The organism is Streptomyces minutiscleroticus (genome assembly GCF_014650875.1).
Classification (GTDB): Bacteria; Actinomycetota; Actinomycetes; order Streptomycetales; family Streptomycetaceae; genus Streptomyces; species Streptomyces minutiscleroticus.
Window position 1 is genome coordinate 140618 of record NZ_BMVU01000009.1, and the last position, 25016, is coordinate 165633.

A 25016-nucleotide genomic window follows, 5' to 3' on the forward strand; every position below is an offset into this window, starting at 1 on the left:
CCGGACGCGGTCACCGTCGCCAGACGGTCGGACCCGCGTCCCGGACGTCCCCCGGCACCCGCTTCCGCCGCCGCGGTCGCGCCGTGCCGCCCTTCCGTCCTTCTCGTCGTCTTGGGAGTTTCCCCGCCATGCAGGCAGAACCGAAGAAGTCGCTGGTCGGGGTCGAGTACGAGGTCGAGATCGGTCCCGTCGCCCACGGCGGGCACTGCATCGCCCGCACCGACACCGGCCAGGTCCTGTTCGTCCGGCACGCGCTGCCCGGCGAGCGGGTCGTGGCGCGCGTGACCGAGGGCGAGGAGGGCGCGCGGTTCCTGCGCGCCGACGCGGTCGAGGTCCTGGACGCCTCCAAGGACCGCATCGAGGCCCCCTGCCCCTTCGCCGGTCCGGGCCGCTGCGGCGGCTGTGACTGGCAGCACGCCAAGCCGGGCGCGCAGCGCCGCCTGAAGGGCGAGGTCGTCGCCGAGCAGCTGAAGCGGCTCGCGGGCCTCACGCCCGAGGAGGTCGGCTGGGACGGCACGGTGATGCCGGCCGAGGGCGACAAGGTGCCCGCCGGCGAGGTGCCGCAGTGGCGTACGCGCGTGCAGTACGCGGTGACGCCCGACGGCCGCGCGGGCCTGCGCCGCCACCGCTCGCACGAGGTCGAGCCGATCGACCGCTGCCTGATCGCCGCCGAGGGCGTCAGCGAGCTGGGCGTCGAGCGGCGCGACTGGTCGGGCATGGAGTCGGTCGAGGCGATCGCGGCGACGGGCTCGCAGGACCGCCAGGTGGTCCTCACGCCGCGGCCGGGCGCCCGGCTGCCGCTGGTGGAGCTGGACAGGCCGGTGTCGGTCCTGCGCGTGGGCGAGAAGGACGGCGGGGTCCACCGCGTCCACGGCCGCCCCTTCGTGCGCGAGCGCGCGGACGACCGCACCTACCGCGTCGGCAACGGCGGCTTCTGGCAGGTCCACCCGAAGGCGGCCGCCACGCTGGTGACGGCGGTCATGCAGGGTCTGCTGCCGCGCAAGGGCGAGACGGCGCTCGACCTCTACTGCGGCGTGGGCCTCTTCGCGGGCGCGCTCGCCGACCGGGTCGGCGAGAAGGGCGCGGTCCTCGGCGTCGAGTCCGGCAAGCGCGCGGTGGAGGACGCCCGGCACAACCTCGCCGGCTTCGACCGCGTCCGCATCGAGCAGGGCAAGGTCGAATCGGTTCTGCCGCGCACCGGCATCACCGAGGTCGACCTGATCGTCCTCGACCCGCCGCGCGCGGGCGCGGGCAAGCAGACCGTCCGCCACCTGGCCTCGCTGGGTGCGCGCAGGATCGCGTACGTGGCCTGCGACCCGGCGGCCCTGGCCCGCGACCTCGCGTACTTCCGCGAGGGCGGCTACCGGGTGCGGACGCTGCGGGCGTTCGACCTCTTCCCGATGACGCACCACGTGGAGTGCGTGGCGATCCTGGAACCGGCCGCAAAGGGCTCCTGACCTGCGGTTTCTTCCGTGCGGATTATGTGCGGTGTGGGCGTTACGGGCGATGTCTTGACGCTCGTAACGCTCAAACGACGCTCGTTCTGACGGGACGCCACATGGCTTTTCGTGCAGGTCACGTTGGCTGGGAGGCGCGCTCCCGTGGGCGGGTTTTGCGGGAACTTGAAGAAGATTCCGCCGGGTTACGGCGCCCGCCGCTAATTGCGGTGGTGGCAGGCAGCGCTGCTGCCGTACTTCGGCGGGCCGGACGTGTGGCGGAGCGGGCGTCAGTAGGTGGGGCCGTAAGGGCTCCAGTGCCCGAGGAAGGGCTTCAGGTCTTCGGGGCGTGGCTCGGGAACGTCGGGCAGCCGGGCCGGTGTGTTCAGTGGGTCGAGGCTCTCCACGCGGGCTGCTGCCCGGTCGATCCAGGCTTCGGCTTCGGCCGGGTCTGGCCTGGGGGCATGGCCTCGGCCCGGGTGCGTACAGCGTTCACGTACTCCGTCAGTCGGGTGGCGTGGCGCCATGTCGCTTCCTGCGCCTCGAAGTGCCTGACGCGGTACGCCTCGGCGTACCGGATTCGGGCTTCTTCCATGGCGGCTTCCCAGCGGATGCGCTCCTGGCGTGCCACTTCGATCTCGTCCAGGCGTCTGCGTTCGGCGGCTTCGCCGCGGAGGGTGACCTCCTGGGCGATCTCGGCGAGCTGGTCTTCCAAGGGGTGGCCGGGGGTATCGGACCATTCGCTGCCCCGATGCGGTTGGCCGCCGCTGAGAACGAAGAGGAGACGCTCCGACGGGGTGTAGTCGAAGCGAGGGATCCTGACCCAGGAGTCCTTCTCGGCCGCGGTGAGTTCCTTCTCGGTGGCGACGTGCTCGGCCCGGTCTTGCTCCTGGAGGACAAGGAACCCCACAGTCTGGTCCTGTGCGGTGACGGTGAAGTGGGGAGATGCCCCCTACGACGGCGATGAGACGGGGGCGCGAAGCCGGTCTGTCCTGCCGAGCTGGAATGTCCTTCGACCTCGGCAGCGGTGATCAGCGCCTGGACGAGCCGGAGGGCACGTCCTTGGACGGGCTTCGTGAAGCCCAGTGGCTGTTGTTCGGTCTGCATGGCTCGGACCACGGTGTGCGGCCGTGTGAGCCGGGAGGTAACGGGGACGGGTTCGAGACTGGCGAGGCGCCAGGCGGGGATGTCGACGGGCTTGATCTCGTACCCGCCCTGGCACCAATCCCCGTACAGCTCCTTCGTCTCCGGAATCCTTCCGGACCTGCGTGCCGCGGCGACGCGGGACGGCCACTTCTCCAAGTCCGGCCCGCCTCCGCTCTTGACGATCCTGCCGCCGGCCTCCGCGAGCTCTTGCAGCAGCTGCTCCCTGAACGTCACCCACCAGGCTTTGAGGATCGCTGAACCCGGGGGGTCTGCGACCCGGTGCGCCACCCGGGGCCGACAGTCCGTGGGGCGACATACTGGTTACGGTGTCGGCGGTCGGTGGGCGGCCGCTTCGTTGATGTCTGTCGTTTCCAGGACCCGGCGTGGTGCTCCGGCACGGGCGATCTGGAGCATGGCCTTGCCCAGTTGCACCGTGGTGGTGACGTAGCGGGGTACGACACGGCGGAGCAGCGGATACAACGGGGTCACGATCCGGTACAGCAGGACGTAGGACTTGGTCTTCGCCTTGGTTCCCGGCAGGGGGAAGACGAACGCGGGGCGGAACGCGTAAGCCCGTGGGGAGAGCTCCAGCAGGGCGTTCTCGGTCTCGCCTTTCACGCGGGCCCACATCATGCGGGTCCTGCCCGTGCCGTCGGTGCCGACGCCGGAGACGTAGGCGAAGGTGAGGCCGGGGCTGGAGGCCAGCAGGGCCCGGGCGGCGGCCAGCGTGTAGTCGTAGGTGATCACCCGATAGTCGGCTTCGTTCATGCCGACGGCGGAGGTGCCCAGGCAGTAGAAGCAGGCGTCATGACCGGTGAGTTGGCTCTTGATCGGGGTGAAGTCGGTGAAGTCCTGATGGTGGAGCTCGCGGAGCTTGGGGTGGGTGCGTCCGGTGGGTGTGCGGCCGATGACGAGGACCTCGGTGACCTGCTCGTCACTCAGGCAGGTGTCCAGTACTCCCTGGCCCACCATGCCGGTGGCGCCGAAGACGATGATGCGCATGGGTTCCTGTTCTGTGGTGCTTTCTGATCCGCGGTTGCCTGCGCGTGGGCGGAGGCTACGGCTCAGACGGGAAAGGCGACGTGGGTGAGTTCTTCGGCGACGGCCCACAGGCGCTGCTGAATGGCCGTGCCGTGGGACTTCTTGCTGGAGGCGACCGCCTTGGGGTATCCGCGGCCGGACGCGTCGGACCGCCGGATCAGTCGTGGTGGGTGTCGGCCGGATGTGCAGTCGGGGCGGGGGCGGTCTGCCAGGAGCTGAGGATCCGCAGTGCGTGGTCCTCAGGGGTGCCAGGTTCGGCGGTGAGGACCATGAACATGACGTCGGGGTCGTTCGGACTGGTCCAGGTGTCGCAGTCGAGGGTGAGGGGGCCGGCGAGGGGGTGCCGGAAGCGTTTGGGGCCGTAGGTGGTGTGGGAGACGATCCGTCCGTTCCACCACTCGCGGAATTCGGGGCTGCGTACCGACAGTTCGCCGACCAGTGTGGCCAGGCGCGGGTCGTCGGGGTTGCTGGCGGTCTCCATCCGCAGCAGTGCCGCGCTGAGCCGGCCCGTGTCCTCCCAGTCGGTGAAGAGGCTGCGCATGGCCGGGTCGAGGAACAGCAGTCTGGTGTAGTTGCGCTCGGATGGCGTCAGTTTGCCGAAGTCCTGGTAGAGGGCCGCTGCGGCCGTGTTCCAGGCGAGGATGTCGTTGTAGCGGCCCAGCACCATCGCCGGCAAGTGGCCGAGGGCGTCGAGCATCCGCTGCACCGACGGCCGCACCCGATGCCCAGCGCGGCGGCGCGGGGCGGGGGTCTTGCCCGCCAGCTCGTACAGGTAAGCCTGCTGTGCCTCGTCGAGCCGCAGCGCCCGTACCAGGGAGGCAAGGACGGTCGCGGAGGCCCGCACGCGCCCCTGCTCGATGCGGGTGTAGTAGTCGGTGCTCATCGTGGCAAGGCGGGCGACCTCGTCGCGGCGCAGCCCCGGGACACGCCGCAGGGTCCCGTCATCGGCGAGACCCACCTGCGCGGGCGTCAGCTCGGCCCGGCGAGCCTTGAGGAACGCACCGAACTCGGATCGGGATGAACGCGAATCGGACATGACACCACTATGCTCGGCCTGTGCCGCGGACTCGGGCCGTCAAGGGGGGAAAGAATCTTCCCCGGCACGCCTTTCCCCAGGCAGGAACCCTCCTCTCCCGCACACCGGTCACGGCGGGCACGGTGGGGTCATGCGAACCGATGTGACCTTCACCAGCGCCGGGATCACCCTCGCCGGCCACCTGTACACCCCCGACACCGCTGCCGACGGCCCGCTCGCCGCCGTGGTCGTCGCTCACCCCGGCGGCGGCGTCAAGGAGCAGACCGCCGGCGCCTACGCCCAGCGACTTGCCGACGCCGGATTCGTCGCGCTCACCTACGACGCCGCCTACCAGGGCGAGAGCGGCGGCACCCCCCGCGGCACCGAGGACCCCGCCCAGCGTGTCGAGGACATCAAGAACGCCGTCTCCTACCTCACCACCCGCCCGGAGATCGACTCCGACCGGATCGGCGCCCTGGGCATCTGTGCCTCCGGCGGCTACGTCATTCCCGCCGCGGTCACCGACCACCGCATCCGCGCGGTCGCGACGGCCAGCGCCGTCGACCTCGGACTGTACTTCCGGGTCGGCCCCGACGGCACCCAGGACCCCGCCGTCCTCCAGGCGCTGCTCGACGCGGCGGCCGCGGCACGCACCACCGAGGCGGCCGGCGAGCCGCTCCCGACGATGTCCGTGCTCCCAACTGAGGAAGAGGCACGCGCCGGCGGCCGCTACTCCTACGAAGCCTGGGAGTACTACAGCACCGACCGCGGCCGGCACCCGCGCCAGGCCGACGAGTTCACCTTCTCCAGCGTCGACAAGATCGTGAACTTCGACGCCTTCCACCTCATCGGTCTGCTCGCCCCGCGTCCGCTCCTGATGATCGCCGGCAGCGAAGCGGCCACCGCCTGGATGTCCGAGGAAGCGGTCAAGAAGGCGAACGAGCCCAAGCGGCTGCACTGGATCGAAGGAGCCAGTCACGTCGACCTCTACGACCGCTACGTACCCCAGGTCACCACCGAACTCCTCCCGTTCTTCACCCAGAACCTCGCGGCGCAGACCGCGCACGCGACGGTCTGACACCCCCACCTCCCCGGCGTTTTAGTCCTGACATGGGCGGAGTCGAGGACCACGCGCGAGACGTCGATGAGGCCGGCGTCATCGAGTCGGTGCAGGACCGGCACTTCTCCCGGTACAGCGCGAGGTCCTCGCCTCCGCCCCCGAGAGGTTCTTCGGCATGGGTGCGGGGTGTTGTGGGCTGGAGGGCATGCCTCCATTCTGGGGCCGGAGTATCTGGGGCCGGAGTAGTGGCGCTGGTCATGATGGGCCAGCTGGCCTCTGGAGTGAGCGGGACGGAGCCTGCTGGGGCAACTGGTCGTGGCAGCTCGGTCTGGCCCGAGTTGGCGGGACGGGCTGTCGGCCATGACGCTCGTTTGACGCTCTGGGCGCCCTCACGCTGCGCGGTGAGCCGAGAAAGCTGCTCTGACCCGGTCTTTTCCACGACTCTCTCAGACCGACATCTTTCCGATGACGCACCACGTGGAGTGCGTGGCGATCCTGGAGCCCGCGGCGAAGGGCTGACGGACGGGACCGGGCCCGGACACGGAAGCGGACACGGTCGTGGAAACGGACACGGGCATGGACGTGGCCGTGCTCGTCGGGCTGCAGGCGTCCGGGAAGTCGACCTTCTACAGGGAGTGCCTGTCCGGGCGGTACGGGCTGGTCAGCAAGGGCCTGTTCCCCCGGAGCGCCCGCGACAGGCAGGGGCGTCAGATGCGGCTGGTGGAGGAGCACCTGGCCGCCGGGCGGCCGGTGGCCGTGGACAACACCAACCCGTCCCCGCGGGAGTGGGCCCCGCTGGTGGAACTGGCCCACGCGCACGGCGCCACGGCGACGGCGTACTGGTTCCCGCCGGACGTGGCCGGCTCACTGTGGCGCAACGCCGCCCGCGAGGGGCGCGCCCGCGTCCCGGACGTCGGCGTCCTGGCCACGCTGAAGCGGCTGCGCGAGCCGTCGCCCGCGGACGGGTTCGACGCGGTGCGCCAGGTGCGGTTCGACGGGCGGGGCGGCTTCGAGGTGCGGGGCCGAGCCGCCTCGGCACCGCGCGGGACCGCCGCACGGAGGGCCCCGGCCTCCGGGCGTGAGCGGCTGCTCCGCGTGAAGGGGAGGCGGTCTCCGTGAAGGGGGAGGCGGCCGGCCGTCACGGACCGCCGTTCGTCGGCTTCTGCCGTCCGTCGGTTCCTTGAAGCAGGGAGCGAAGACGGCCGGCCGTCACGGACCGCCGTCCGCCGGCTCCTCGCCGTCCGCCGGCTCCTCGCCGCCCGTCGGCTCCTCGAACTCGGGCGCGAGCGGGCCGCGGTCCTCCGCGTCCTCTCCGGTGAGGACGTCCGTACCGGTGTCGTCGTCGACGGCCCTGCGCACGGAGGGCTCCTCCTCCACCACGTCGGCCGTCCCCTCCGCCGCGCCGGCCGTCTCCTCCTGCGGCGACCCGCTCTCCGCGCCGGTGCGCCGGGGCCACCCGGCGTCGTCCCGGGTGACGTGGTCGTCGTGGTCCGCCCGCATCCCGGACGCCGGGGCGGGCTCTCGGTCCTCGTCGGTCATGGGGTCTCCCGTGTCGGCGGGCCCTGCCTCCCGTACGGCGGGCTGATCCACCGCACGGGACGCCGGGCGTTCGGGGCAGGGGCCGGGCGCGCCGGCTCAGTGCCGTTTGCGCAGGACCGCGACGGCCGCGGCGACGGCGAGGGCCCCGGCCAGTCCGGTGAGCGCCTTCTTGCCCGCCGCCCCGGAGACGTCGAGTCCGAACGCGTCGCGTGCCCGGTCGTAGGCGCTCAGCGGCACTCCCAGGACGGCGTTGCCGGGAGGGCGCCGCGGGACGACGGGGTGAGGATGCGTGGGCGCGCTCTTGCGCACCGCCTCCCAGGCCGCGCCGAGCCGGCGCAGCCGAGCGGAGTCCAGCGCGTCCTGCAACCGCGGGAGCAGCAGGTCCTCCTCGTCCCTGACGTCCTCCTGGATCAGCGCGAAGACCCGCTCCACCTTCGCTTCGCGCTCCGGGTCCCCGGCGTCGAGGCGCTCGATGCCGGAGACGAGGTCGTTGATCTGCTGGTGCTCCTCCTCGACCCGGGAGGTCAGCTCCTCACCCTCCGGGACGGACCGCCGTACGACCGGCCACAGCACGGACTCCTCGGCGAAGGCGTGGCTGAAGACGAGCTGGACGAGGTCCTTCAGGGCCCGTTCGCGCTCCTCGCCGTCGTCCAGGGCCCGGTACAGGTTCATCAGGCGGTCCATCTCGGCATGGTCGCGGCGCTGCCGCACCAGGATGCTGTTCGGGCCGCCCAGCTGCTCGACGGTCTGCTCCTCGATGGTCCTGGACATGGATCACGCCTTTCCGCTCACCGGCCGCCGGGGACGAAGGCGGTACCGGCGCTCAGGCGGTCGCCGGTGCCCGCAGGCGACGCGAGTACCCCGGCGCGGCGCGGCACACCGTACGAGCGGCGTTTTCTTCGGTTCCCTCCCGGATCCGCGCACGCCCCGGCCGTGAACCCACGGGCGGCGCGGGGATCGCGGGTGCCGAAGGGTGCCACGGGCGTCCCGTCGCGTCCGGGGAGCGGCCGGGAGCCGGCCGGGCGGGGGGTCCCTTCCGGACCCGTCGGCCGCGGGACACGAGGCGATCATGAAAGGCAGGTTTTGACGGCCTCGGGCGCGGGACTTGCACAGGTGTCCGCATGAGTGGTTTCTGGCGATTTCAGGCACTGCCGTCCACGGCGTGCCCGGGAGTCGGCCGGTCCGCCCGGAGCCCGCGGCGAAGCCCGCCGGAGAAAGGACGTCTTCATGCCCGAGGGAAAGACTCAGACACACGCGCCCGAGCACGACGCGCTGCCGCTGCCGGACTACGACCACCTTCCGCTGGGCAGCCTCCAGCACCGGGTCCGCACGCTCGACGAGGCGGGGTTGCGGGACGTGCTCGCCTACGAGGAGGCGCACGGGCACAGGCTTCCCGTCCTGCAGGTGCTGCGCGGCCGGCTCCAGGAGCTGAGCGAGGGCGCGGAACCGTCCGAGGGCTCGCCCCTCGCGCCCGCCCCCGAGCACGCTCCTCCGGCCGACGCCGGGTCCCAGGTCTCGCCCGACACCTCGGGCCCGGCGATGAACCCGCCGTCCCACGGCACCCCCGAGAACCCGGCGCAGCCCCGTCCCACGGGCTGACACAGGGCGAGCCCCCGTGGCCGGCCGCGCGTGCGGACCACGCCTCCGCCGTGGCGCACGGGAGGGGGCGGAGCGGCCCGGGGAACCGGCAGATTGCGAGCCGCTCGCCGTGGTGACACGGCGAGGGAAGGAAGAAGGGAGCGGGACAGCCATGGAGCGTGGCAGTAATCCGGTGAGCCGTCGCAAGGACGACGAGATGAAGCACGAGCTGCAGGGACACCTGAGGTCCGGGCAGCACACGCACGTCGAGGAGGCCGTCGACCCGGAGCCGGAGGCGGACGACGACATCCGTCTGACCAGGAGTGGACCCGTGCCGCCGCCCGGACCGGAGCGGGAGCGCGCCCAGCGGCAGGCCGAGGACCAGGAACTGCACCTGGAGATGGCCCGTCACCTGGACCGCACCGTGTACCCCGCCGACCGGGGCACCCTCCTGCGCGCCCTGGAGGAACGGCAGGCGCCCGACCCCCTGGTGCAGGCGGCACGGGACCTTCCGGAGAAGGGCACCTACCACAACGCGCACGAGATCGTCTCCGCGCTGCGGCACCGGTCCTCCTGACCAGCAGGACGGCGGACGGCGAACGGCGGACCACCCGGACGGAGGGCGGGGTCCGGCCGACGGGGTCTGAAAGGCCCCGGCACGCTCCCCGGTTCCGGCACACCCGTGCCCGGAGCCGGGGAGCGCGGCGTGTGAGCACCCGCCGCACCGGACGGCCCGCGGCGGGCGGCAAGCGCACGCCGGGGATGGTGCGGCTCGTTCGGGGAACGCGAATGTCTGATTCCGGATTACCGATCCGGAATCGGACGCCGTCTCCGTCGTGAGGGAAGCGCATGCCGGTACACCCGTGGTCCGCGGAGTCGGGCCCCCGTCTCCGCAACGAGGTGCTGGCGGGCCGGTACCGGCTGGACGCCCTGCTCGGGCGGGGCGGCGCCGCCGACGTCCACGAGGGATTCGACCTCCGGCTCGAACGACCGGTGGCGGTGAAGGTGTTCCGGACGGCCGGCGAGGCACGGCCGGAGGAGGAGCGCTTCAGCGAAGAGGCGTTCCTGCAGGCCCGTCTGCAGCACCCCGGGCTCGTCACCGTCTACGACTCCGGGCGGGAGGAGGGAACCCCCTTCCTGGTCATGGAACTCATCAAGGGCCCGACGTTGCGCGCGCGCATATCCGGGGAGGGCGGGGGCGCCCTCAGCCCCGCCGAAGTGGGCGTCCTCGGCGCGGCCCTGGCACGCGCCCTCGCCCACGTGCACGCCGCCGGGGTGGTGCACTGCGACGTCAAGCCGTCCAACATCCTCATCGACGAGACGGGCGCCCCGCACCTGGCCGACTTCGGCATAGCGCGCCCGGCCGACGACACCGTGCGCACCGCCCCCGGAGTGCTGACCGGCACCGCCGCCTATCTGGCCCCCGAGCAGGTCATGGGCCGGGAGGTCGGGCCCGCCGCGGACGTCTACGCCCTCGGCCTGACCCTGCTGGAGTGCCTCAAGGGGGAGTTGGAGTACGCCGGCGCCCCGCTGGAGGCGGCGATCGCACGCCTGCACCGCCCTCCGGTCGTCCCCGCGTTCCTCGACGGCGGCCCGGCCCGTCTGCTGACGGCCATGACCGCGCAGGACGAGCGCGAACGCCCCGACGCCCGTACGTGCGCCGAGGCGCTGGCGGCCATGAGCGAGGAGGGAGCCCTCGGCGGGCTCCCGGCCGGGGCGTCCGGCGCCCACCCGGCGGGAGGCGCCCCTGCTCCGGTGTTCCCCGTGCACTCAGGCTCCTTCGGTCCCTCTGGCGCTTCCGGCGTCTCCCGGCCCTCCGGTCCTTCCGGCGTTTCCGGCGTTCCTGGGCCCTCCGTTTCCTCCGGCGTCTTCGCCCCGGTGGGCACCGCGGCCGCCGCGTACGAGGCCCCCGCCGTCCGCCGCCGCGACCGGCGCACCCTGGTGACGGTCGGCGCCGCGCTCACCACCCTGCTCGGCGTCGCCCTGACCGGCTCGATCGGCGGCCTGCCCGGCCACGGCACCGACGCGGCCCCGGGCGCGGTCGCCGGACACGAGCCGGCCGGCCCGGCCGCCGAGCCGTCGGGCACCCCCTCGGCGCCGTCGGACGCGGAGGCGCGACCGGGCCCCGGGGCACCGCTCCCGCAGGACCCCCAGGACCCCCAGGACCCGCGGGACTCCCCCGTCCCGCAGGAGCGCACCCTCTCCTCCGTACGCGGCGTCTCCTCGGTCCCGTCCGCCTCGGCCCGGGAGGGCGACGCGGCGCGCGACCGCGTCGCGGCGGCCTCCGCGCGGACCGGACCGGAGCCGCGCGTCGGGCCCGGGAAGCACGAGGCGCCGACGAGGACGGAGAAGTCCGAGCAGCTCGTCGGGTTCGAGAAGCCCGTGGAGCGCGGCAAGCCCGAGGAGCCCGGGACGCGGGGCGCGCACGAACCGGGGAAACCGGAGGAGCGGGGATGAGCGCGCGCTGAGCGACGGCCGCCGGCGCCGGCCGGGTACGCGCCGCGCAGCGGCGGACGGACGGGCCGGGCTCCGGCGCGCCTCACCCGCCGACGCGGCCGGTCACCCCGCCGTACGTCCCCGGCACCGCCGCCGCCAGTTCCTCCGCCGTGCGCGGTCCCGGCGCCGTGTCCGCCAGCAGCCCCTGCGCGCGCAGCAGACGGGCCGCCGCGACGCCCCACGGCAGCCGCAGTCCCGCCTCCCGGAGCAGCTCCGCGCGGGTCAGCAGGACGGGGGCCGGGCCCGTGCGGGGGCCGGACGGGGTCAGCACCGCCGCGTCGTCCGCCCAGCGCAGGGCCAGGTCCACGTCGTGGGTGGCCATGACCACCGTCGTGCCACCGGCGCGGAGCGCGTCGAGGGTGGTGAGCAGGCGCTCCTGGCCGTCCGGGTCGAGACCCGCCGTCGGCTCGTCGAGGATCAGGACGCGGGGCCGCATCGCCACCGCGCCCGCGATCGCCGTGCGCTTGCGCTGCCCGTAGGAGAGCAGGTGGGTGGGGCGGTCGGCCAGCTCCGCGATGTCCAGGGCGGTCAGGGCCTCGTCGACGCGGGAGCGCACCTCCGCGTCCGGCAGGCCCAGGTTGAGCGGGCCGAACGACACGTCCTGGGCCACCGAGGCGGCGAAGAGCTGGTCGTCCGGGTCCTGGACCACCAGCTGCACCGTCGTCCGCAGGCGGGTCAGGCCCCTCCTGTCGTACGTCACCGGCCGGCCCTCGACGGACAATCGCCCCGTGCGCGGCCGGAGGCCGCCGCTGAGCAGGCGCATCAGGGTGGTCTTGCCGCTGCCGTTGCGGCCGAGGAGCGCGAGCGCGCGTCCCTCGCGCACCTCGAGGTCGAGGCCGTCGAGCACGGCCGGGCCGTCCTCGTACGCGAACGACGCGCCCCGCAGGGCGACGAGGGCGGGCTCGCTCATGTCGGCGGCCTTTCAGAACGAGTCGGGTACGAACGAACGCAGTGCGAAGGTGAGCGCGGCCACGGCCGCCAGCAGGGCGGCGCTCGCGGCCGTGAAGCGGACGGACGGCCGGGCCTGCGGGACCAGGACGCGCAGGGTGCCGTCGTAGCCGCGCCCCGCGAGGCCCGCCTGCAGCCGCGCCGCCCGGTCGAAGGCCCGGACGAACGCCGTCGCGCCGAGCCCGGCGAGCGAGCGCCACTCGGCCGCCCGGCTGCCGTGCCCGAGCCGGGCCGCCTGCGCCTCCCGGACGCGGCGCACCGAGTCCAGAAGCAGGAAGCTCATGCGGTACGTCACCAGCGCGACGTCCACGACGGCCGCCGGCACGCCCGCCCGCACCAGGCGCGGCAGGAGGTCGGACATCGGGGTGGTGAAGGCGAACAGGAGGACGCCCAGGGAGGCCGCCGAGGTGCGGAGGAGGAGCTCCCCGGCGCGGGCCGGGCCGTCGGCGGCCAGGGACACGAAGCCCCCCGGGCCGCCCACCTGGACGAGCAGGGTGAGCGCTCCCGTCGCGCAGAAGCCCAGCGGCACCCGGTACGCGCGCCACAGCCGGCGCCCGGGCACGCCCGCCGGCCCGAGCAGCACGGCCAGCGCGGTCAGCAGGACGAGCGCAGCTCCCGGCCAGGGCGGCAGCGAGATCGCGAGCACGGTGAGCCCCAGGCCGAGGACGGCCTTGTCCACGGGGTGGCGGCGGCGCCAGCGACTGCTGTGCGCCGCCGCGTCGATCGGCAGCACGAGGGGTCAGACCCGCCCGTCGGCCTCGGTGCTGCCGGCGGCCTTCCGGTCACCGCCGGACGGCACGGCCTCCGTCCCCGGCCTTGTCCCCGGCCCCGTCTCCGCTTCCGGGGGGCTGTCCTGCCGTGCCGGCGCCCGCAGTTGGCCCTGGCGCCGCCCCCTGCGCAGACCGAAGTAGTACGCCAGCACGCCCGCGCCGACGGCCGCCTGCAGGGCGAACAGCGCCGACTCGATCTCGCCGGACGGCGGCTCGTACAGGGGCGAGAACCACGGCTCGTAGTCGGGCTCGATCTCGGTGATCGCCGTCTCCGCCTGGGCGTCGGCGCCCGTGAACGGCTCCTCCTGGCCGTCGCCGAGACCGAGGGCCAGGGGGAGGACGGCGAGCGCGGCGACGGCTAGCAGCAGCAGGAGGTTGATCCTCGCGTTCCGGCTCAGCGTCTTCCGGCCGGCCGGGCCCCGGTCCGCCGGGTTCCCGCCCGTCGCGTTCCGGTCGGCCGGGCTCCGGTCCGCGGGGTTCTCGCTCACCGGGGTCCCGCTCGACGGATTCCGGCTCACCAGGTCCTGGCTCACCGGGTCCTGGCTCATCGGGCTCTGGCTCATCGGGCCACCGCCTCGGTGCCGGTTCCGGCACCGGCACCGGTCCGTTCCTTCCGCCCGCTCAGCAGGACGCCGAGCCGGGTCAGCTCGCCCTTGCTCGACTGCACGAGCAGGCGCATCACCAGCACCGTGAGCAGGCCCTCGCTCACCGCCAGCGGGATCTGCGTGACGGCGAAGATGGAGCCGAACTTGCCCAGGGCGCCCAGGAAACCGCTGCTCGGGTCCGGGAAGGCGAGCGCCAGCTGCACGCTCGTCACGCAGTACGTCGACAGGTCGGCGACGAACGCGCCCGTGAACACCGCGGCCATCAGCGGCGCGTCGTACCGCCGCAGCAGTCTGTACGCCCCGTACCCGGCCCACGGCCCGACGATCGCCATCGAGAAGACGTTGGCACCGAGCGTGGTCAGGCCGCCGTGCGCGAGCAGCAGCGCCTGGAACAGGAGGGTGATGGTGCCCAGGACCGCCATGACCGGCGGCCGGAAGAGGATGGCGCCCAGGCCCGTGCCGGTGGGGTGCGAGCAACTCCCCGTGACGGACGGCAGCTTGAGGGCCGACAGGACGAACATGAAGGCTCCGGAGGCCCCCAGCAGCAGGGTGCTCTCCGGGTGCTCCCTGACCTCACGTGTCAGGGACCTCGCTCCGTGGACGACGAACGGCGCGGACGCTACGCCCCAGGCGATCGCGTGCGCCGGAGGCAGGAAACCCTCGGCTATGTGCATGGCTCAGCAGACCCTCTCCAGCACCTCGTGGATGGTACGACGCGCCTTGGCCGGTCTCCTGGCTGACGGGTGTCACCGCCCGTGCTCCGCCTTCCCGGGTCCGTGGACCCAGTGGCTGCCCGCGAGGGCCGGAGCCGGACTTCCCGATCACAGTGGCGAGGGCCGCACCGGCATCACACCGGATTTCCCGTTCACCAAGGCTTGGTGACAGTAGTCCCCACCCGAGGGCGGGCACAACCGCGCGTGAGCGGGCGGCCGGCGGCGTCCGCCTCCTTCCCGCTCCCTCCCGGTCCACGGCCGTGTCCGGCGTGCCCGGTGTCCCGTCCCCTCATGGACGGGACCGGAGCCGGCCGGTCACGGGCGGGGCCAGGGCCGGCCGCCCAGGCGCTCGATGTCGGTGCTGAAGCGTCGCAGGCAGGCGGCGAAGCCGGCGATGTCCTCGTCCGACCAGTCCGCCATGACGCGGTCCAGGGACTCGACGGTGCGCTCGCGCTCCTCGTCCAGCATGCGGGCGCCCTTGTCGGTGAGGCGGAACTTGCGGGCCGTGCCGCCGTCGGGGTCCGGGACGCGCTCGACGAGACCGGCCCGCATCGCCGAGGCGGTCTGACGGTTGAGCGTGGAGGCGCCGAGGCCGAAGGCGTCGCTCAGCTCGCCGAGCGACATGGGCCCCTGGACAACTGCCGCAGATCCTGCACACCACGCCCTCGAACTCCGCGTGGGTGATCACGGTCACCCTGCTCGTGGCCGCCGTCTGCGTACCGGTCACCGGACGCCTGGGCGACCTGCTGGGCAAGCGCCGGATGCTGCTCGCGTGCGCCGTCCCGCTGATCGCGGGGTCCGTGGTGTGCGCGGTCGCGACCTCCGTCGTCCCGATGATCGTCGGGCGCGGTCTGCAGGGCATGGGCATGGGCATGGTGCCGCTGGGCATCGCCCTGCTGCGCGACGTGGTGCCCGCCGAGCGGCTCAGCGGCTCGATCGCCCTGGTCGGCGCCTCCATGGGCATCGGCGGCGGTCTCGGCCTGCCGATCGCCTCGGGGGTCGCCCAGTACGTGAGCTGGCGCGTCCTCTTCTGGGGCTCCGCCGTCCTGGCGGTGATCATCGCGGCGCTGATCCGGTTCCTGATCCCGGACGTGCCCGCGAGCGCCAAGGGCCAGCGCTTCGACGCGCTCGGCGCCCTCGGCCTCGCCTACGGCGCGATGCCCGCCCTCATCATGAGGGCGGTCCCGCTCGGCGAGACCGCCGCCGCCAACGGCTTCAACACCCTCATGCGCTCGCTCGGCACCTCCGTCGGCGCCGCCGTGATCGGCGTGGTCCTGGCCCAGATGACCACCACCATGGGCGGCTTCACCTCCGCCTCCGAGGACGGCTTCCGCACCGCGCTGGTCATCGGCGGCGGTGTGGCCCTGGTCTCCGCGCTGATCGCGTCGGTCATCCCGGCCGCCCGCACCACCGCGGCCGACGGCGGGGCGGACGACACCGCCCGCGCGCCGGAACAGGCCGCCGTCGAGGCCTGATCCGCACCGGGAGGAGCGGTACGGCTCCGCCCGCCCCGGGGTGGGCGGAGCCATGGCGCGTCGTGGCGGACGTGGTGATTCCGCTCGTGTGCGCCCAGGACGGTCCCGCCGGAACGCCCGGACGGAGCGTGAAGACCGTTGTACGCTCCGCCGATGACGCCCACGACACCGGCGACCGGACCCACGCCCGACGACGCGTGCCTCGCGCTCACCCGCACGCTGCGCCGCAGGGGCACCCTCGTGCTCTGCGTGTTCGCCCTGGTGTGGGCCTTCGCGGCGGCGTCGGGAACGGGGTCGGCCACGGACGTCGTCCCCTTGGCGACGGAGGCCGCGGCCGTCCTCGTCACGGCGGGGACGGTATACCTGGGGTATCGAAAGGGGTGCCGCTCCCTCGCCCCGCGTGGTGAGCCCGCCGCCGAACTGGGCGCGCGGCGTGGGCATCGTCAACACCGTCGAACTCGTGGCCGTCCTCGCGGTGATCGCGGCGTCCAACGCCTCGGGGCACCCCTCCCTCATCCCCGTCGGCGTCGCCCTGGTCGTGGGCCTGCACTTCTTCCCGCTGGCGCGGCTGTACGACCAGAGGCAGTACCGCTGGACGGCGGCCCTGCTGACCGCCGTCGCGGTCGTCGGCCTCGTGCTCGTCGCCGCCGGCCTGAGCGCCGAGGGCGTCCGGGGGGTGGTCGGCCTGGCCTGCGCGGTGGTGCTCTGGGGCACCGCCTGTCACCTGGCCGTACGGGGTTAGCGCACCGCAGCCGTACGCACCTGCGTGCCCGTTCGTACCTCCTTCCTCCCGCGCATCTGCCGTCCCATCGGGGTACTCGACGCGACGGAACACCCCGGAACAGCTCAGAGCGGGAGGAAACGCCATGCGAGCGACCTTGATCTACGGTGCCGGCGACGTGCGGGTGGAGGAGGTGCCCGATCCGCGGATCCAGGAGCCCACGGACGCGGTCGTCCGCGTGCTGCGCTCCTGCGTCTGCGGCAGCGACCTGTGGCCCTACGCCTCCAAGGAGCCCTCCGAGCGGGGCGCCCGCATCGGCCACGAGTTCCTCGGCGTCGTCGAGGAGACCGGTTCGGAGGTGTCCGGGCTGCGGGCCGGCGACGTCGTCGTGGCGCCCTTCGTCTGGTCCGACAACACCTGCGACTTCTGCCGTGAGGGCCTGCAGACCTCCTGCCGGCACGGCGGCATGTGGGGCGGGGACGCCCTCGACGGCGGCCAGGGCGAGGCCGTCCGCGTGCCGCAGGCCACGGGCACCCTGGTGAAGCTGCCCGTCGGCGAGGACTCCGAGCCGCTGCCGTCGCTGCTCACCCTGTCCGACGTCTTCCCCACCGGGCACCACTGCGCGGTCACGGCCGGGGTCGGGCCCGGCACGACCGTGACGGTCATCGGGGACGGCGCGGTCGGCCTGTCCGCGGTGCTGTCCGCCAAGCGTCTGGGCGCGGAGCGGATCATCCTCATGGGGCGGCACAAGGAGCGCACGGACCTGGGGCGCGACTTCGGCGCCACCGAGGTGGTCGCCGAGCGCGGCGAGGAGGGCGTCGCGAAGGTCCACGAGCTGACCGGCGGCGACGGCACCCACGCGGTGCTGGAGTGCGTCGGCCTGTCCCAGGCGATGGAGACCGCCCTGGAGATCGTCCGGGACGGCGGCACGGTCAGCCGGGTCGGCGCCCCGCAGTACGGGCAGGTGCCGATGGGCGGCTCGACGTTCATGCGCAACATCACCCTGACCGGCGGCGTGGCCCCGGCCCGCGCCTACATCGAGGAGCTGCTGCCCGACGTGCTGGAGGGCAGGGTCGAGCCCGGCCGGGTCTTCGACCGCACCGTCGGCCTGGACGAGGTCCCGGACGGCTACCGCGCCATGGCCGACCGCGAGGCCCTGAAGGTCCTCATCGTGCCGTGATGCGTGCGGCCGGTGCGATGCGGGCGTGCGCGCCGGCTGCGGGACGCGTCTCCGCGAGCGCGCCGGCCCGCGCGTACGGACCTCGGTGCACGCCTCACGCGTACGGACCTCGGTACACGTCCTGCGCCTACGGACCTCAGTACACGTCCCGCACGTACCGCTTGTCCGCGGCGAGCTGTTTGACGTACGCGGTGGCCTCCGCCTCGGTCAGGCCGCCGTGGGCGACGGCGATGTCCCGCAGGGCCCGGTCCACGTCCTTGGCCATGCGGGAGGCGTCGCCGCAGACGTAGAGGCGGGCACCGTCCCGGAGCCAGTGCCACAGCTCGGACCCGTGCTCGCGCATCCGGTCCTGGACGTAGACCTTGGCGCGCTGGTCGCGCGAGAAGGCCGTGTCGAGCCGGGTGAGGGTGCCGTCGCCGAGGAAGGAGGCCAGCTCCTCCTCGTAGTAGAAGTCGGTGGCCCGGTGCTGCTCCCCGAAGAACAGCCAGGCGGGGGAGCGGTGGCCGAGGGCCCGGCGTTCCTCCAGGAAGCCCATGAAGGGCGCGACGCCCGTGCCGGGCCCGACCATCACGAGCGGCGTCGCCGGGTCGGACGGCGGCCGGAAGTGCGGCGCGCGCTGCACGAACACCGGGACCCGCGTCCCCTGCGCGGCGTCGGCGAGGAACGGCGAGCAGACCCCGCCGCGCGGCACGCCCCGCAGGTTCTCGTACCGCACGACGGACACCGTCAGCGACACCAGGTGCGGGTCGGTGAGCGGGCTGGAGGCTATGGAGTACAGGCGCGGCTGCAGCCGCCGCAGGACGCCCGCCCACTCCCGCGCGTCCGCCCGCACCGGGTACTCGGCCAGTACGTCGACGGCCTGGCGGCCCCAGCACCACTGGGCGAGGCCGTCCTTGTTGTCCGGGCGCAGCAGCCGCTTCAGCTCGTACCGGTCGCGGGTGCGGTCGCAGACGAACCGCAGCAGGCCGGGGGTGATGCGGGTGATGTCGAGGTGCCGGCCGAGCGCCTCGGCCAGGGGGATCTCGCCGACCCCGTCCACCGGCACGGCGGTCGCGCCGTCCAGGCCGGTCACGGCCAGCCACTCGTCCACCAGGGCGGGGGAGTTGACCGGCCGGACGCCCAGCGCGTCCCCCGCCTCGTACGTCAGGGGCGTCCCGTCCGCGCCGAGGTCGAAGGTGAACCTGCGGACCTCCTTGTCCGCGCCCGGCAGGCTGAGCAGCCGGTTGCCCACGAGGCGGGCGGTAGCGGTGACGGGCTTGCGGGACGCCGCCTTCGTGGGAGCGGGCGCGGACGTCGCGGACGAGGTGGGCGAGGAGGAGGGCGTCGCCGGGCCGTCCGCGGGAGACGGGCCGTCCGCGAGGGACAGGCCGTCCGCGGCAGACAGGCTGTCCGTGCCGGACGGACTCCCCGTGCCGGACGGACTCCCCGTGCCGGACGCGCCCCGTACGCCGGACGGGCCGTCCGTGAGGGCGGTGATCACCTGGTCCAGCCACGCCCGCGCGGACGGCTCGTAGTCCGGCTCGCAGTCCGTGCGCGGGGCGAGCCGCACCGCGCCCAGCTCGCCGAGGCGCCGGTCCAGCCGGCGCCCGTGCCCGCAGAAGTCGTCGAACGAGGAGTCGCCGAGGGCGAGGACGGCGTAGCGGACACCGTCAAGGCGCGGCGTCTCCGCCGTGGTCAGCGCCTCCCAGAAGCCGGAGCCGTTGTCGGGCGCGTCGCCGTCGCCGAACGTGCTGGTGATCAGCAGCAGATCGGCGCCCGTGGGCAGCCGGCGCGGATCGGCCTCGTCCATCCCGACCAGGCGCACGGTGCGCCCGGTCGCGGCGAGCCGGTCCACGGCGGAGGCCGCGAACTCCTCGGCGTTCCCCGTCTGCGAGGCCCACAGCACGACGACCTCGCGCACGGCGCCGGGCACGCCGTCCGGCGCACCGGGCTCGGCCGCGGGCGCGGACGACCGGGAGTGCATCCCGGCGAGCACGCCGTTCACCCACAGGGCGTGGTCGGGCTCGAAGGGGGCGTCCGGCGGCAGGACGGGGACCCCGGACGCGGACCTGCCGGAGGCGAGACCGGCGAGGAACCCGGTCAGGTACCGGCGTTCGCGCGCGCTGAGCACGGGGGGCGGCGGCGCGGGCGCGAGGCCGAGCGCGGCGGCGGCGCCGGAGACCTCCGCCGGGACCGCCGCGGCCGCCGCCAGGACCTCCCCTGCCGCCGCGTCCCCGCCCTCGCCGTCCTCCCGGGCCGCCGCCGGTCCCGGCCGGTGCACCCGCGCCAGCGCCACCGCGCATACCTTCAGCTCCGGCTGGAACGACAGCGGGTCGACCGCGTCGCTGGTCACCGCGTTGACGCTGAGGTACTCGCCGAACAGGTCGTTCCAGTGGAAGGGGGCGAAGCAGCTCCCCTCCCGCACCCGGTCGGAGACCACGGCGGGCAGCACCGCGCGCCCGCGCCGCGACGACACCTCCACCGCGTCGCCGTCCGCGATCCCCAGCGCGGCCGCGTCGCGCGGATGGACCTCCACGAACGGCCCGGGGTCCAGCCGGTTGAGCCTGGCCACCTTCCCGGTCTTGGTCAGCGTGTGCCACTGGTGCGGGAGCCGCCCGGTGTTGAGCACGAACGGGAAGTCGTCGTCGGGCAGTTCGGCCGGCGGCATGTGCGGCCGCGCGTGGAACACCGCCCGGCCGTCGGCCGTGGGGAACCGCAGCCCGCGGCCCGCGCCGCCCTCTCCGCCCGCACCACCACCCGTACCGCCCGTACGGGACAGGTCGCCCGTACCGCCCGTGCCTCCCGGTCCGTCCGTACCGGACGGGCCGGTCACGTACCGGATCGGATTGCGGTCCGGCCCGTCCTCGCGCGCGGCCGGCCACTGCACGGGCGTCCGGCGCAGCCGCTCGTACGTCACCCCGCGCAGGTCCCAGCCGGTCGCCGGGTTCCACGCCCGCTTGATCTCCTCGAAGACCTCCTCCGCGCTCTCGTACGCGAAAGCCTCCCCGTACCCCATCAGCTGCGCCACGCGCGCGATGATCCGCCAGTCCGCCGTCGCCTCGCCGGGCGCGTCCACGGCGGGCCGGGCGAGGGTGAGGTTGCGCTCACTGTTGACGAGGACGCCCTCGGCCTCCGTCCACAGGGCGCCGGGCAGGACCACGTCGGCGTACGCGTTGGTCTCGGTGTCGGCGAAGACGTCCTGGGTGACGACGAACTCGGCGGCCTCCAGGCCCTCGATGACCGTCCTGCGGTGGGCGACCGAGGCGACGGGGTTGGTGCAGATGATCCAGCAGGCCTTGATCTCACCGTCCGCCATCCTGCGGAACATGTCGACGGTGCCCTCCCCCGCCCCGTCCGCGCGGATCGTGCCGGGCGGCAGCCCCCACAGCTCCTCGGTGAAGGCGCGGTCCTCGGCGACCAGCGCGGACCGCTGGCCGGGCAGACCGGGGCCCATGTAGCCCATCTCGCGGCCGCCCATCGCGTTGGGCTGACCGGTGAGGGAGAAGGGGCCGGAGCCCGGGCGGCAGATCGCGCCCGTCGCCAGATGCAGGTTGACCAGGGCGTTGGTGTTCCAGGTGCCGTGCGTGGACTGGTTGAGGCCCATCGTCCACAGGCTCGTCCACTCGCCCGCCTCGCCGATGAGCCGCGCCGCCTCCCGGATGCCCTCCTCGGGGAGGCCGGTGATCCTCGCGACGGCGTCCGGCGCGTAGTCGGCGAGGAACTCCGGCATGCCCTCCCAGCCGGTGGTGTGCGCGGCGATGAAGTCCGGGTCCGTGTGCCCGTTCTCGTGCAGCAGGTGCAGCAGGCCGTTCAGCAGGGCCAGGTCCGTGCCGGGCGCGATCTGCAGGAACAGGTCGGCCTTCTCGGCGGTGGTGGTGCGCCGCGGGTCGACGACGATCAGCTTGGCGCCGCCCGTCCTGACCCGCTCCATCAGGCGCAGGAAGAGGATGGGGTGGCAGTCGGCCATGTTGGAGCCGACGACCAGGAAGACGTCCGCCCTGTCGATGTCCTCGTACGAGCCGGGCGGGCCGTCCGCGCCCAGGGACAGCTTGTAGCCGGTGCCCGCGCTCGCCATGCACAGCCGCGAGTTCGACTCGATGTAGCGGGTCCGCAGGAAGCCCTTGGCCAGCTTGTTCGCCAGGTACTGCGCCTCCAGGCCCAGCTGCCCCGACACGTAGAGCGCGACGGCGTCCGGACCGTGCTCGTCCACGGTCGCGCGCAGCCGGCGGGCCGTCTCGGCGAGCGCCGCGTCCAGCGGCGCGGGCGCCGCCTCCTCGCCCCGGCCGGCCCGCACCAGCGCGGTGGCCAGCCGGCCCGGCGCGGCGAGCATCTCCGCGGTGGTGGCGCCCTTGGTGCACAGCCGGCCGGAGTTGGCGGGGTGTTCCTTGTCGCCGGACGCCTTCAGCACCGTGCGCCGGCCGTCGGGGCCCGTCCCGACGTCCAGGACCAGCCCGCAGCCCACACCGCAGTACGAGCAGACCGTCCGCACCCGGGTAGGCTGCACACCCTGCGTACCGGCCGCCGCGTTGACGCTCTGTCCGTTCTCCGCGGCCACGTGCTGCCCCTCTCCGCTCGGTGCCTGGCCCGAGGAGCGTACGGACGGCCCGTTACGCCGCTGTCACGACGCATGATCACGAGGGGTTACGCGAGGCACACAGCGGGCGGTGGCGCGATGTGAGGCGCGCCGCCGTCGCGGACCGTGTCGTTGTTGGGCCGAACGGGTGACTTGGCGTAAGAATTGCCGGGTGCAGGCAAACAGTGCGAGTCGGATCGGGGGGAGCCGGTGAACAGCCACGACGTCACCGATGAACAGTGGGAGGGGCTCGCCCAGGTCGTTCCGTTGCGCGGCCGGGACGCCTGGCCCTCCGCGGTGGACCACCGGGCCCTGCCGGACGCGGAGACGGAGGCGCGGCGGCGCTTCATGGTGCTCCGGGTCAACGTGTTCGCGGACGCCCGCGACGTCGCCGAGACGTTGATGGCGGGCATACCGGTCCTGCTGGACCTCACCGGGGCCGAGGTCGAGGTCGCCAAGCGGGTGCTGGACTTCAGCACGGGCGTCGTCTTCGGCCTGGCCAGCGGGATGCACCGGGTCGACAAGAACGTGTTCCTGCTGACCCCGAACGGGACCGAGGTGCGCGGACTGATGGAGGGGGCGGGGGTCCCCGGAGTCTGACGGACGCGGAGCCGGCGGGGCGACACCGCCGCTGGGGCGACACCGCCGCTGGGGCGGCACTGCCGCCGGGGCCTGCGGAACGGGTGCGTCCGGCGCGGCCTGCGGCGAGTTCGGCGGACTTGCGGTGGCCTGCTGCGGGTGTGCGGCGGCGTGCTCGGCGGGCTTGCGGTGGGCGGCGGCGAGTCCGGCGGGCTGCGTGGGCGGCTGCGGCGGGCTCGATCGGCCTGCGTGCTCGGCGGGCCTGCGGCGGGCTTCGTGGGTGTGCCGGGACCGGCGGGACGTCGGAAGGCGCGGGGAGCGGGCGCGGTACGCCGTGTGACCAGGGCGGCGCCGCCCGGCGCCCGGCCCCGCTCCGGCGCCCCGCGGTACCGCGGGGGCCATCGCCCGATCGTAGGAAGACACCGCTGGCGAAACGGTTCGGCCGATCATCGGCCTTCTACGGTCCCGGCATGACCGTGCCTTGTCCCCAGGGGACCGCCGCCGCCCGCACCGCGTCGCGACCGGACCGGCCGAGCATCACGGAGCTGCGGCTCTCCGCCTTCGCCGCGCACAGGGGAGCGGCCTTCCCGCTCGGATCGCTCACCCTCCTCACGGGCCCCAGCGGCAGCGGCAAGAGCTCCGCGCTGCGGGCGTACGAGGCACTGGCGCGGCTCGGCGGCGGCGCCCCGCTGGCCGAGGTCTTCCCGGATCCGGCCTTCTGCGTGCCCGAGCAGGCGCGGCCCGACGCGCAGCGGCGGCGCGGCTTCCGCATCGGCTGCACGGTGGACGGCCCCGCCGGACCCGTACGCCTCGACCTCGCCGTCCAGGCCGAGCCCGAGCTCCGCGTCGTGGGCGAGCGGCTGACCGCCGGATCGCGGACCCTCCTGGAGACGGCCCTGCGCGACCCGGGCCGGCGCACCGTGCAGGCGGCCTGGCACACGGCCGGTTCCTCCGCCGTGACCAGGGCGCCGCTGCCGGACGACCGCCTCGGCACGGCCCTGCTGCCGCTGCGCGTCGCGGGCCGGACCGCGGAGCAGCGGCGGGTGCTCGCCGCGGCCGAGCAGGTGGTGGTCGCGCTGCGATCCGTCTTCGCGTGCGACCCGGTGCCCGGACGCATGCGCGCCGCCGTCCCGCTCGGCGAGGGGCGGCTGCTCCCCGGCTGCGACAACCTCGCCGAGGTGCTGTGGCGTACGCGCACCGAGTGCTCGCGGCGGCACGCGCAGCTGGTCGCCGCGGTGCGCTCGGGATGCGGCGGCACGGTCCTGGACGTACGGGCGGAGCGGGCGGCCGACGGTTCGGTGCGCGCCGTGCTGGACCGCGGGGACGGGGTGCGCACGCCGCTCGGAGTACTGGGCGACGGAGAGCTGCGCTATCTGGCGCTGGCCCTGGTGCTGTTCACCGGGCCGGGGGTGCTGGACGTCGACCCGGCGGGGGAGGTCCCGGCCGCCCTGCAGACGCTGACCGTGCTGGCGGACGGCTTCGACCGGGGGCTCGATGCGCGGCAGCGGGGCGAACTGCTGCGGGTCGCCGCCCTGATGTGCGCGCGCGGACACATCCGGCTGGTGGGCGCGGTGGGCGACGCGTCGTGGGCCGTGGGGACGGACGGGGTGACGGTGGTAGACCTGTCGCCGTGACCGAACTGGATGTGGCGTCGCTGCAGCGGAGACTGGCCGCGTTCGCGGCGGCGCGGAACTGGCAGCCGTACCACACGCCCAAGAACCTCGTGGCCGCGCTGAGCGTGGAGGCGTCCGAACTCGTCGAGATCTTCCAGTGGCTGACGCCCGAGCAGTCGGCGCGGGTGATGGACGACCCGGACGCCGCGCACCGGGTGAAGGACGAAGTCGCGGACGTGCTCGCGTACTTGCTGCAGTTCTGCGAGGTGCTGGGCGTCGACCCGCTGGCCGCTCTGGACGCGAAGATCGACCGGAACGAACGGAGGTTCCCGGTCGGGGGCGGTGCCCCGGCCCCGGCTCCGGTCCCGGCTCCGGTCCCGGATCCGGCTCCGGTCCCGGCTTCGACCTCCGGGCCCGCTGCCGACCTCATCCCGGATGCGGATGCGGATGCGGATGCGGATTCGGAGTCGGGATCGGGGACAGAACCGGGCGTCGGTGGCGAGGGCCCAAGCGGACGTCGGGGGAGTGAGGGAGAGCGAGGTGAGCGAG

Annotated in this window: 20 protein-coding genes, 3 pseudogenes and 1 riboswitch; of the genes and pseudogenes, 12 read left to right on the plus strand and 11 right to left on the minus strand. The window is 74.0% G+C overall.

Annotation, left to right across the window (positions count from 1 at the left end; genetic code table 11):
• Positions 1-128: 128 nt before the first annotated feature.
• Positions 129-1457 carry a class I SAM-dependent RNA methyltransferase gene (locus tag IE271_RS13075; protein ID WP_190190435.1) on the plus strand — a complete coding sequence of 443 codons (1329 nt, stop codon included), beginning with the start codon at positions 129-131 and terminating at the stop codon, positions 1455-1457.
• A 364-nt stretch (positions 1458-1821) separates the two neighbouring features.
• Here IE271_RS13075 and IE271_RS13080 read toward each other — a convergent pair whose 3' ends face one another.
• From IE271_RS13080 to IE271_RS13090, 3 genes are all read right to left on the minus strand, one after another.
• Positions 1822-2346: a hypothetical protein gene (locus IE271_RS13080; protein ID WP_229919299.1), complete on the minus strand. Its 525-nt coding sequence runs from the start codon at positions 2344-2346 to the stop codon at positions 1822-1824.
• Between the two features lie 557 nt (positions 2347-2903).
• Positions 2904-3584, minus strand: coding sequence for an NAD-dependent epimerase/dehydratase family protein (locus IE271_RS13085; protein WP_190190436.1), 681 nt, complete (start codon positions 3582-3584; stop codon positions 2904-2906).
• Between the two features lie 196 nt (positions 3585-3780).
• Positions 3781-4659 (minus strand): helix-turn-helix domain-containing protein, encoded by an 879-nt coding sequence (locus IE271_RS13090; protein ID WP_190190437.1) that lies wholly within the window; start codon positions 4657-4659, stop codon positions 3781-3783.
• 130 nt (positions 4660-4789) lie between these two features.
• Between IE271_RS13090 and IE271_RS13095 the strand changes: the two genes are divergently transcribed.
• Complete coding sequence (locus tag IE271_RS13095; protein WP_190190438.1) at positions 4790-5716, plus strand: alpha/beta hydrolase; 927 nt, start codon at positions 4790-4792, stop codon at positions 5714-5716.
• A gap of 540 nt (positions 5717-6256) precedes the next feature.
• Complete coding sequence (locus tag IE271_RS13100; protein ID WP_229919300.1) at positions 6257-6817, plus strand: AAA family ATPase; 561 nt, start codon at positions 6257-6259, stop codon at positions 6815-6817.
• 90 nt (positions 6818-6907) lie between these two features.
• On the opposite strand, the gene IE271_RS13105 is transcribed toward IE271_RS13100, so the two are convergent.
• Both IE271_RS13105 and IE271_RS13110 read right to left on the minus strand, forming a co-directional pair.
• A complete protein-coding gene (locus IE271_RS13105; RefSeq protein WP_190190439.1) occupies positions 6908-7237 on the minus strand; it encodes a hypothetical protein in 330 nt (109 codons plus the stop codon).
• A 96-nt stretch (positions 7238-7333) separates the two neighbouring features.
• Positions 7334-8008 carry a hemerythrin domain-containing protein gene (locus IE271_RS13110; RefSeq protein ID WP_190190440.1) on the minus strand — a complete coding sequence of 225 codons (675 nt, stop codon included), beginning with the start codon at positions 8006-8008 and terminating at the stop codon, positions 7334-7336.
• A 456-nt stretch (positions 8009-8464) separates the two neighbouring features.
• On the opposite strand from IE271_RS13110, the gene IE271_RS13115 reads away from it, so the two are divergent.
• The 3 genes from IE271_RS13115 to IE271_RS13125 all read left to right on the plus strand — a co-directional run bounded on the left by IE271_RS13115 (position 8465) and on the right by IE271_RS13125 (position 11272).
• Entirely contained in the window at positions 8465-8836 is a 372-nt protein-coding gene (locus IE271_RS13115; protein WP_190190441.1) for a DUF8129 domain-containing protein, read from the plus strand.
• 151 nt (positions 8837-8987) lie between these two features.
• On the plus strand, positions 8988-9392 hold the full coding sequence (locus IE271_RS13120) for a DUF2795 domain-containing protein (protein ID WP_190190442.1): 405 nt from the start codon (positions 8988-8990) through the stop codon (positions 9390-9392).
• A 272-nt stretch (positions 9393-9664) separates the two neighbouring features.
• Entirely contained in the window at positions 9665-11272 is a 1608-nt protein-coding gene (locus tag IE271_RS13125) for a serine/threonine-protein kinase (RefSeq protein ID WP_190190443.1), read from the plus strand.
• A gap of 82 nt (positions 11273-11354) precedes the next feature.
• Here IE271_RS13125 and IE271_RS13130 read toward each other — a convergent pair whose 3' ends face one another.
• The 5 genes and pseudogenes from IE271_RS13130 to IE271_RS13150 form a co-directional block, all read right to left on the minus strand.
• On the minus strand, positions 11355-12221 hold the full coding sequence (locus IE271_RS13130) for an energy-coupling factor ABC transporter ATP-binding protein (protein WP_190190444.1): 867 nt from the start codon (positions 12219-12221) through the stop codon (positions 11355-11357).
• Positions 12222-12233: 12 nt separating this feature from the next.
• Positions 12234-12992: a cobalt ECF transporter T component CbiQ gene (gene cbiQ, locus IE271_RS13135; RefSeq protein ID WP_190190445.1), complete on the minus strand. Its 759-nt coding sequence runs from the start codon at positions 12990-12992 to the stop codon at positions 12234-12236.
• 6 nt (positions 12993-12998) lie between these two features.
• Entirely contained in the window at positions 12999-13427 is a 429-nt protein-coding gene (locus tag IE271_RS13140; RefSeq protein ID WP_229919304.1) for an energy-coupling factor ABC transporter substrate-binding protein, read from the minus strand.
• A 161-nt stretch (positions 13428-13588) separates the two neighbouring features.
• A complete protein-coding gene (locus IE271_RS13145) occupies positions 13589-14308 on the minus strand; it encodes an energy-coupling factor ABC transporter permease (RefSeq protein WP_190190446.1) in 720 nt (239 codons plus the stop codon).
• A 31-nt stretch (positions 14309-14339) separates the two neighbouring features.
• Positions 14340-14522: riboswitch (cobalamin riboswitch) on the minus strand.
• Between the two features lie 140 nt (positions 14523-14662).
• Positions 14663-14983: pseudogene (locus IE271_RS13150) on the minus strand (MarR family winged helix-turn-helix transcriptional regulator); the annotation flags it as partial.
• On the opposite strand from IE271_RS13150, the pseudogene IE271_RS13155 reads away from it, so the two are divergent.
• The 3 genes and pseudogenes from IE271_RS13155 to IE271_RS13165 all read left to right on the plus strand — a co-directional run.
• Positions 14983-15822: pseudogene (locus tag IE271_RS13155) on the plus strand (MFS transporter); the annotation flags it as partial. The pseudogenes IE271_RS13150 and IE271_RS13155 sit on opposite strands and share 1 nt — an antisense overlap.
• A gap of 400 nt (positions 15823-16222) precedes the next feature.
• Positions 16223-16564, plus strand: coding sequence for a DUF7010 family protein (locus IE271_RS41955; protein ID WP_229919301.1), 342 nt, complete (start codon positions 16223-16225; stop codon positions 16562-16564).
• Positions 16565-16688: 124 nt separating this feature from the next.
• Positions 16689-17723 carry a zinc-dependent alcohol dehydrogenase family protein gene (locus tag IE271_RS13165; protein WP_190190447.1) on the plus strand — a complete coding sequence of 345 codons (1035 nt, stop codon included), beginning with the start codon at positions 16689-16691 and terminating at the stop codon, positions 17721-17723.
• A gap of 136 nt (positions 17724-17859) precedes the next feature.
• Here IE271_RS13165 and IE271_RS13170 read toward each other — a convergent pair whose 3' ends face one another.
• The gene (locus IE271_RS13170; RefSeq protein WP_229919305.1) at positions 17860-22191 is read right to left on the minus strand and encodes a bifunctional nitrate reductase/sulfite reductase flavoprotein subunit alpha; all 4332 of its coding nucleotides are present in this window, start codon (positions 22189-22191) and stop codon (positions 17860-17862) included.
• 294 nt (positions 22192-22485) lie between these two features.
• Between IE271_RS13170 and IE271_RS13175 the strand changes: the two genes are divergently transcribed.
• The 3 genes and pseudogenes from IE271_RS13175 to IE271_RS13185 form a co-directional block, all read left to right on the plus strand.
• Positions 22486-22875 carry a cell division protein SepF gene (locus IE271_RS13175; RefSeq protein WP_190190448.1) on the plus strand — a complete coding sequence of 130 codons (390 nt, stop codon included), beginning with the start codon at positions 22486-22488 and terminating at the stop codon, positions 22873-22875.
• Between the two features lie 449 nt (positions 22876-23324).
• Positions 23325-24488: an AAA family ATPase gene (locus IE271_RS13180; protein ID WP_190190449.1), complete on the plus strand. Its 1164-nt coding sequence runs from the start codon at positions 23325-23327 to the stop codon at positions 24486-24488.
• A pseudogene (locus IE271_RS13185) lies at positions 24485-24805 on the plus strand (nucleotide pyrophosphohydrolase); the annotation flags it as partial. The gene IE271_RS13180 and the pseudogene IE271_RS13185, both read left to right, overlap by 4 nt.
• Positions 24806-25016: the final 211 nt, after the last annotated feature.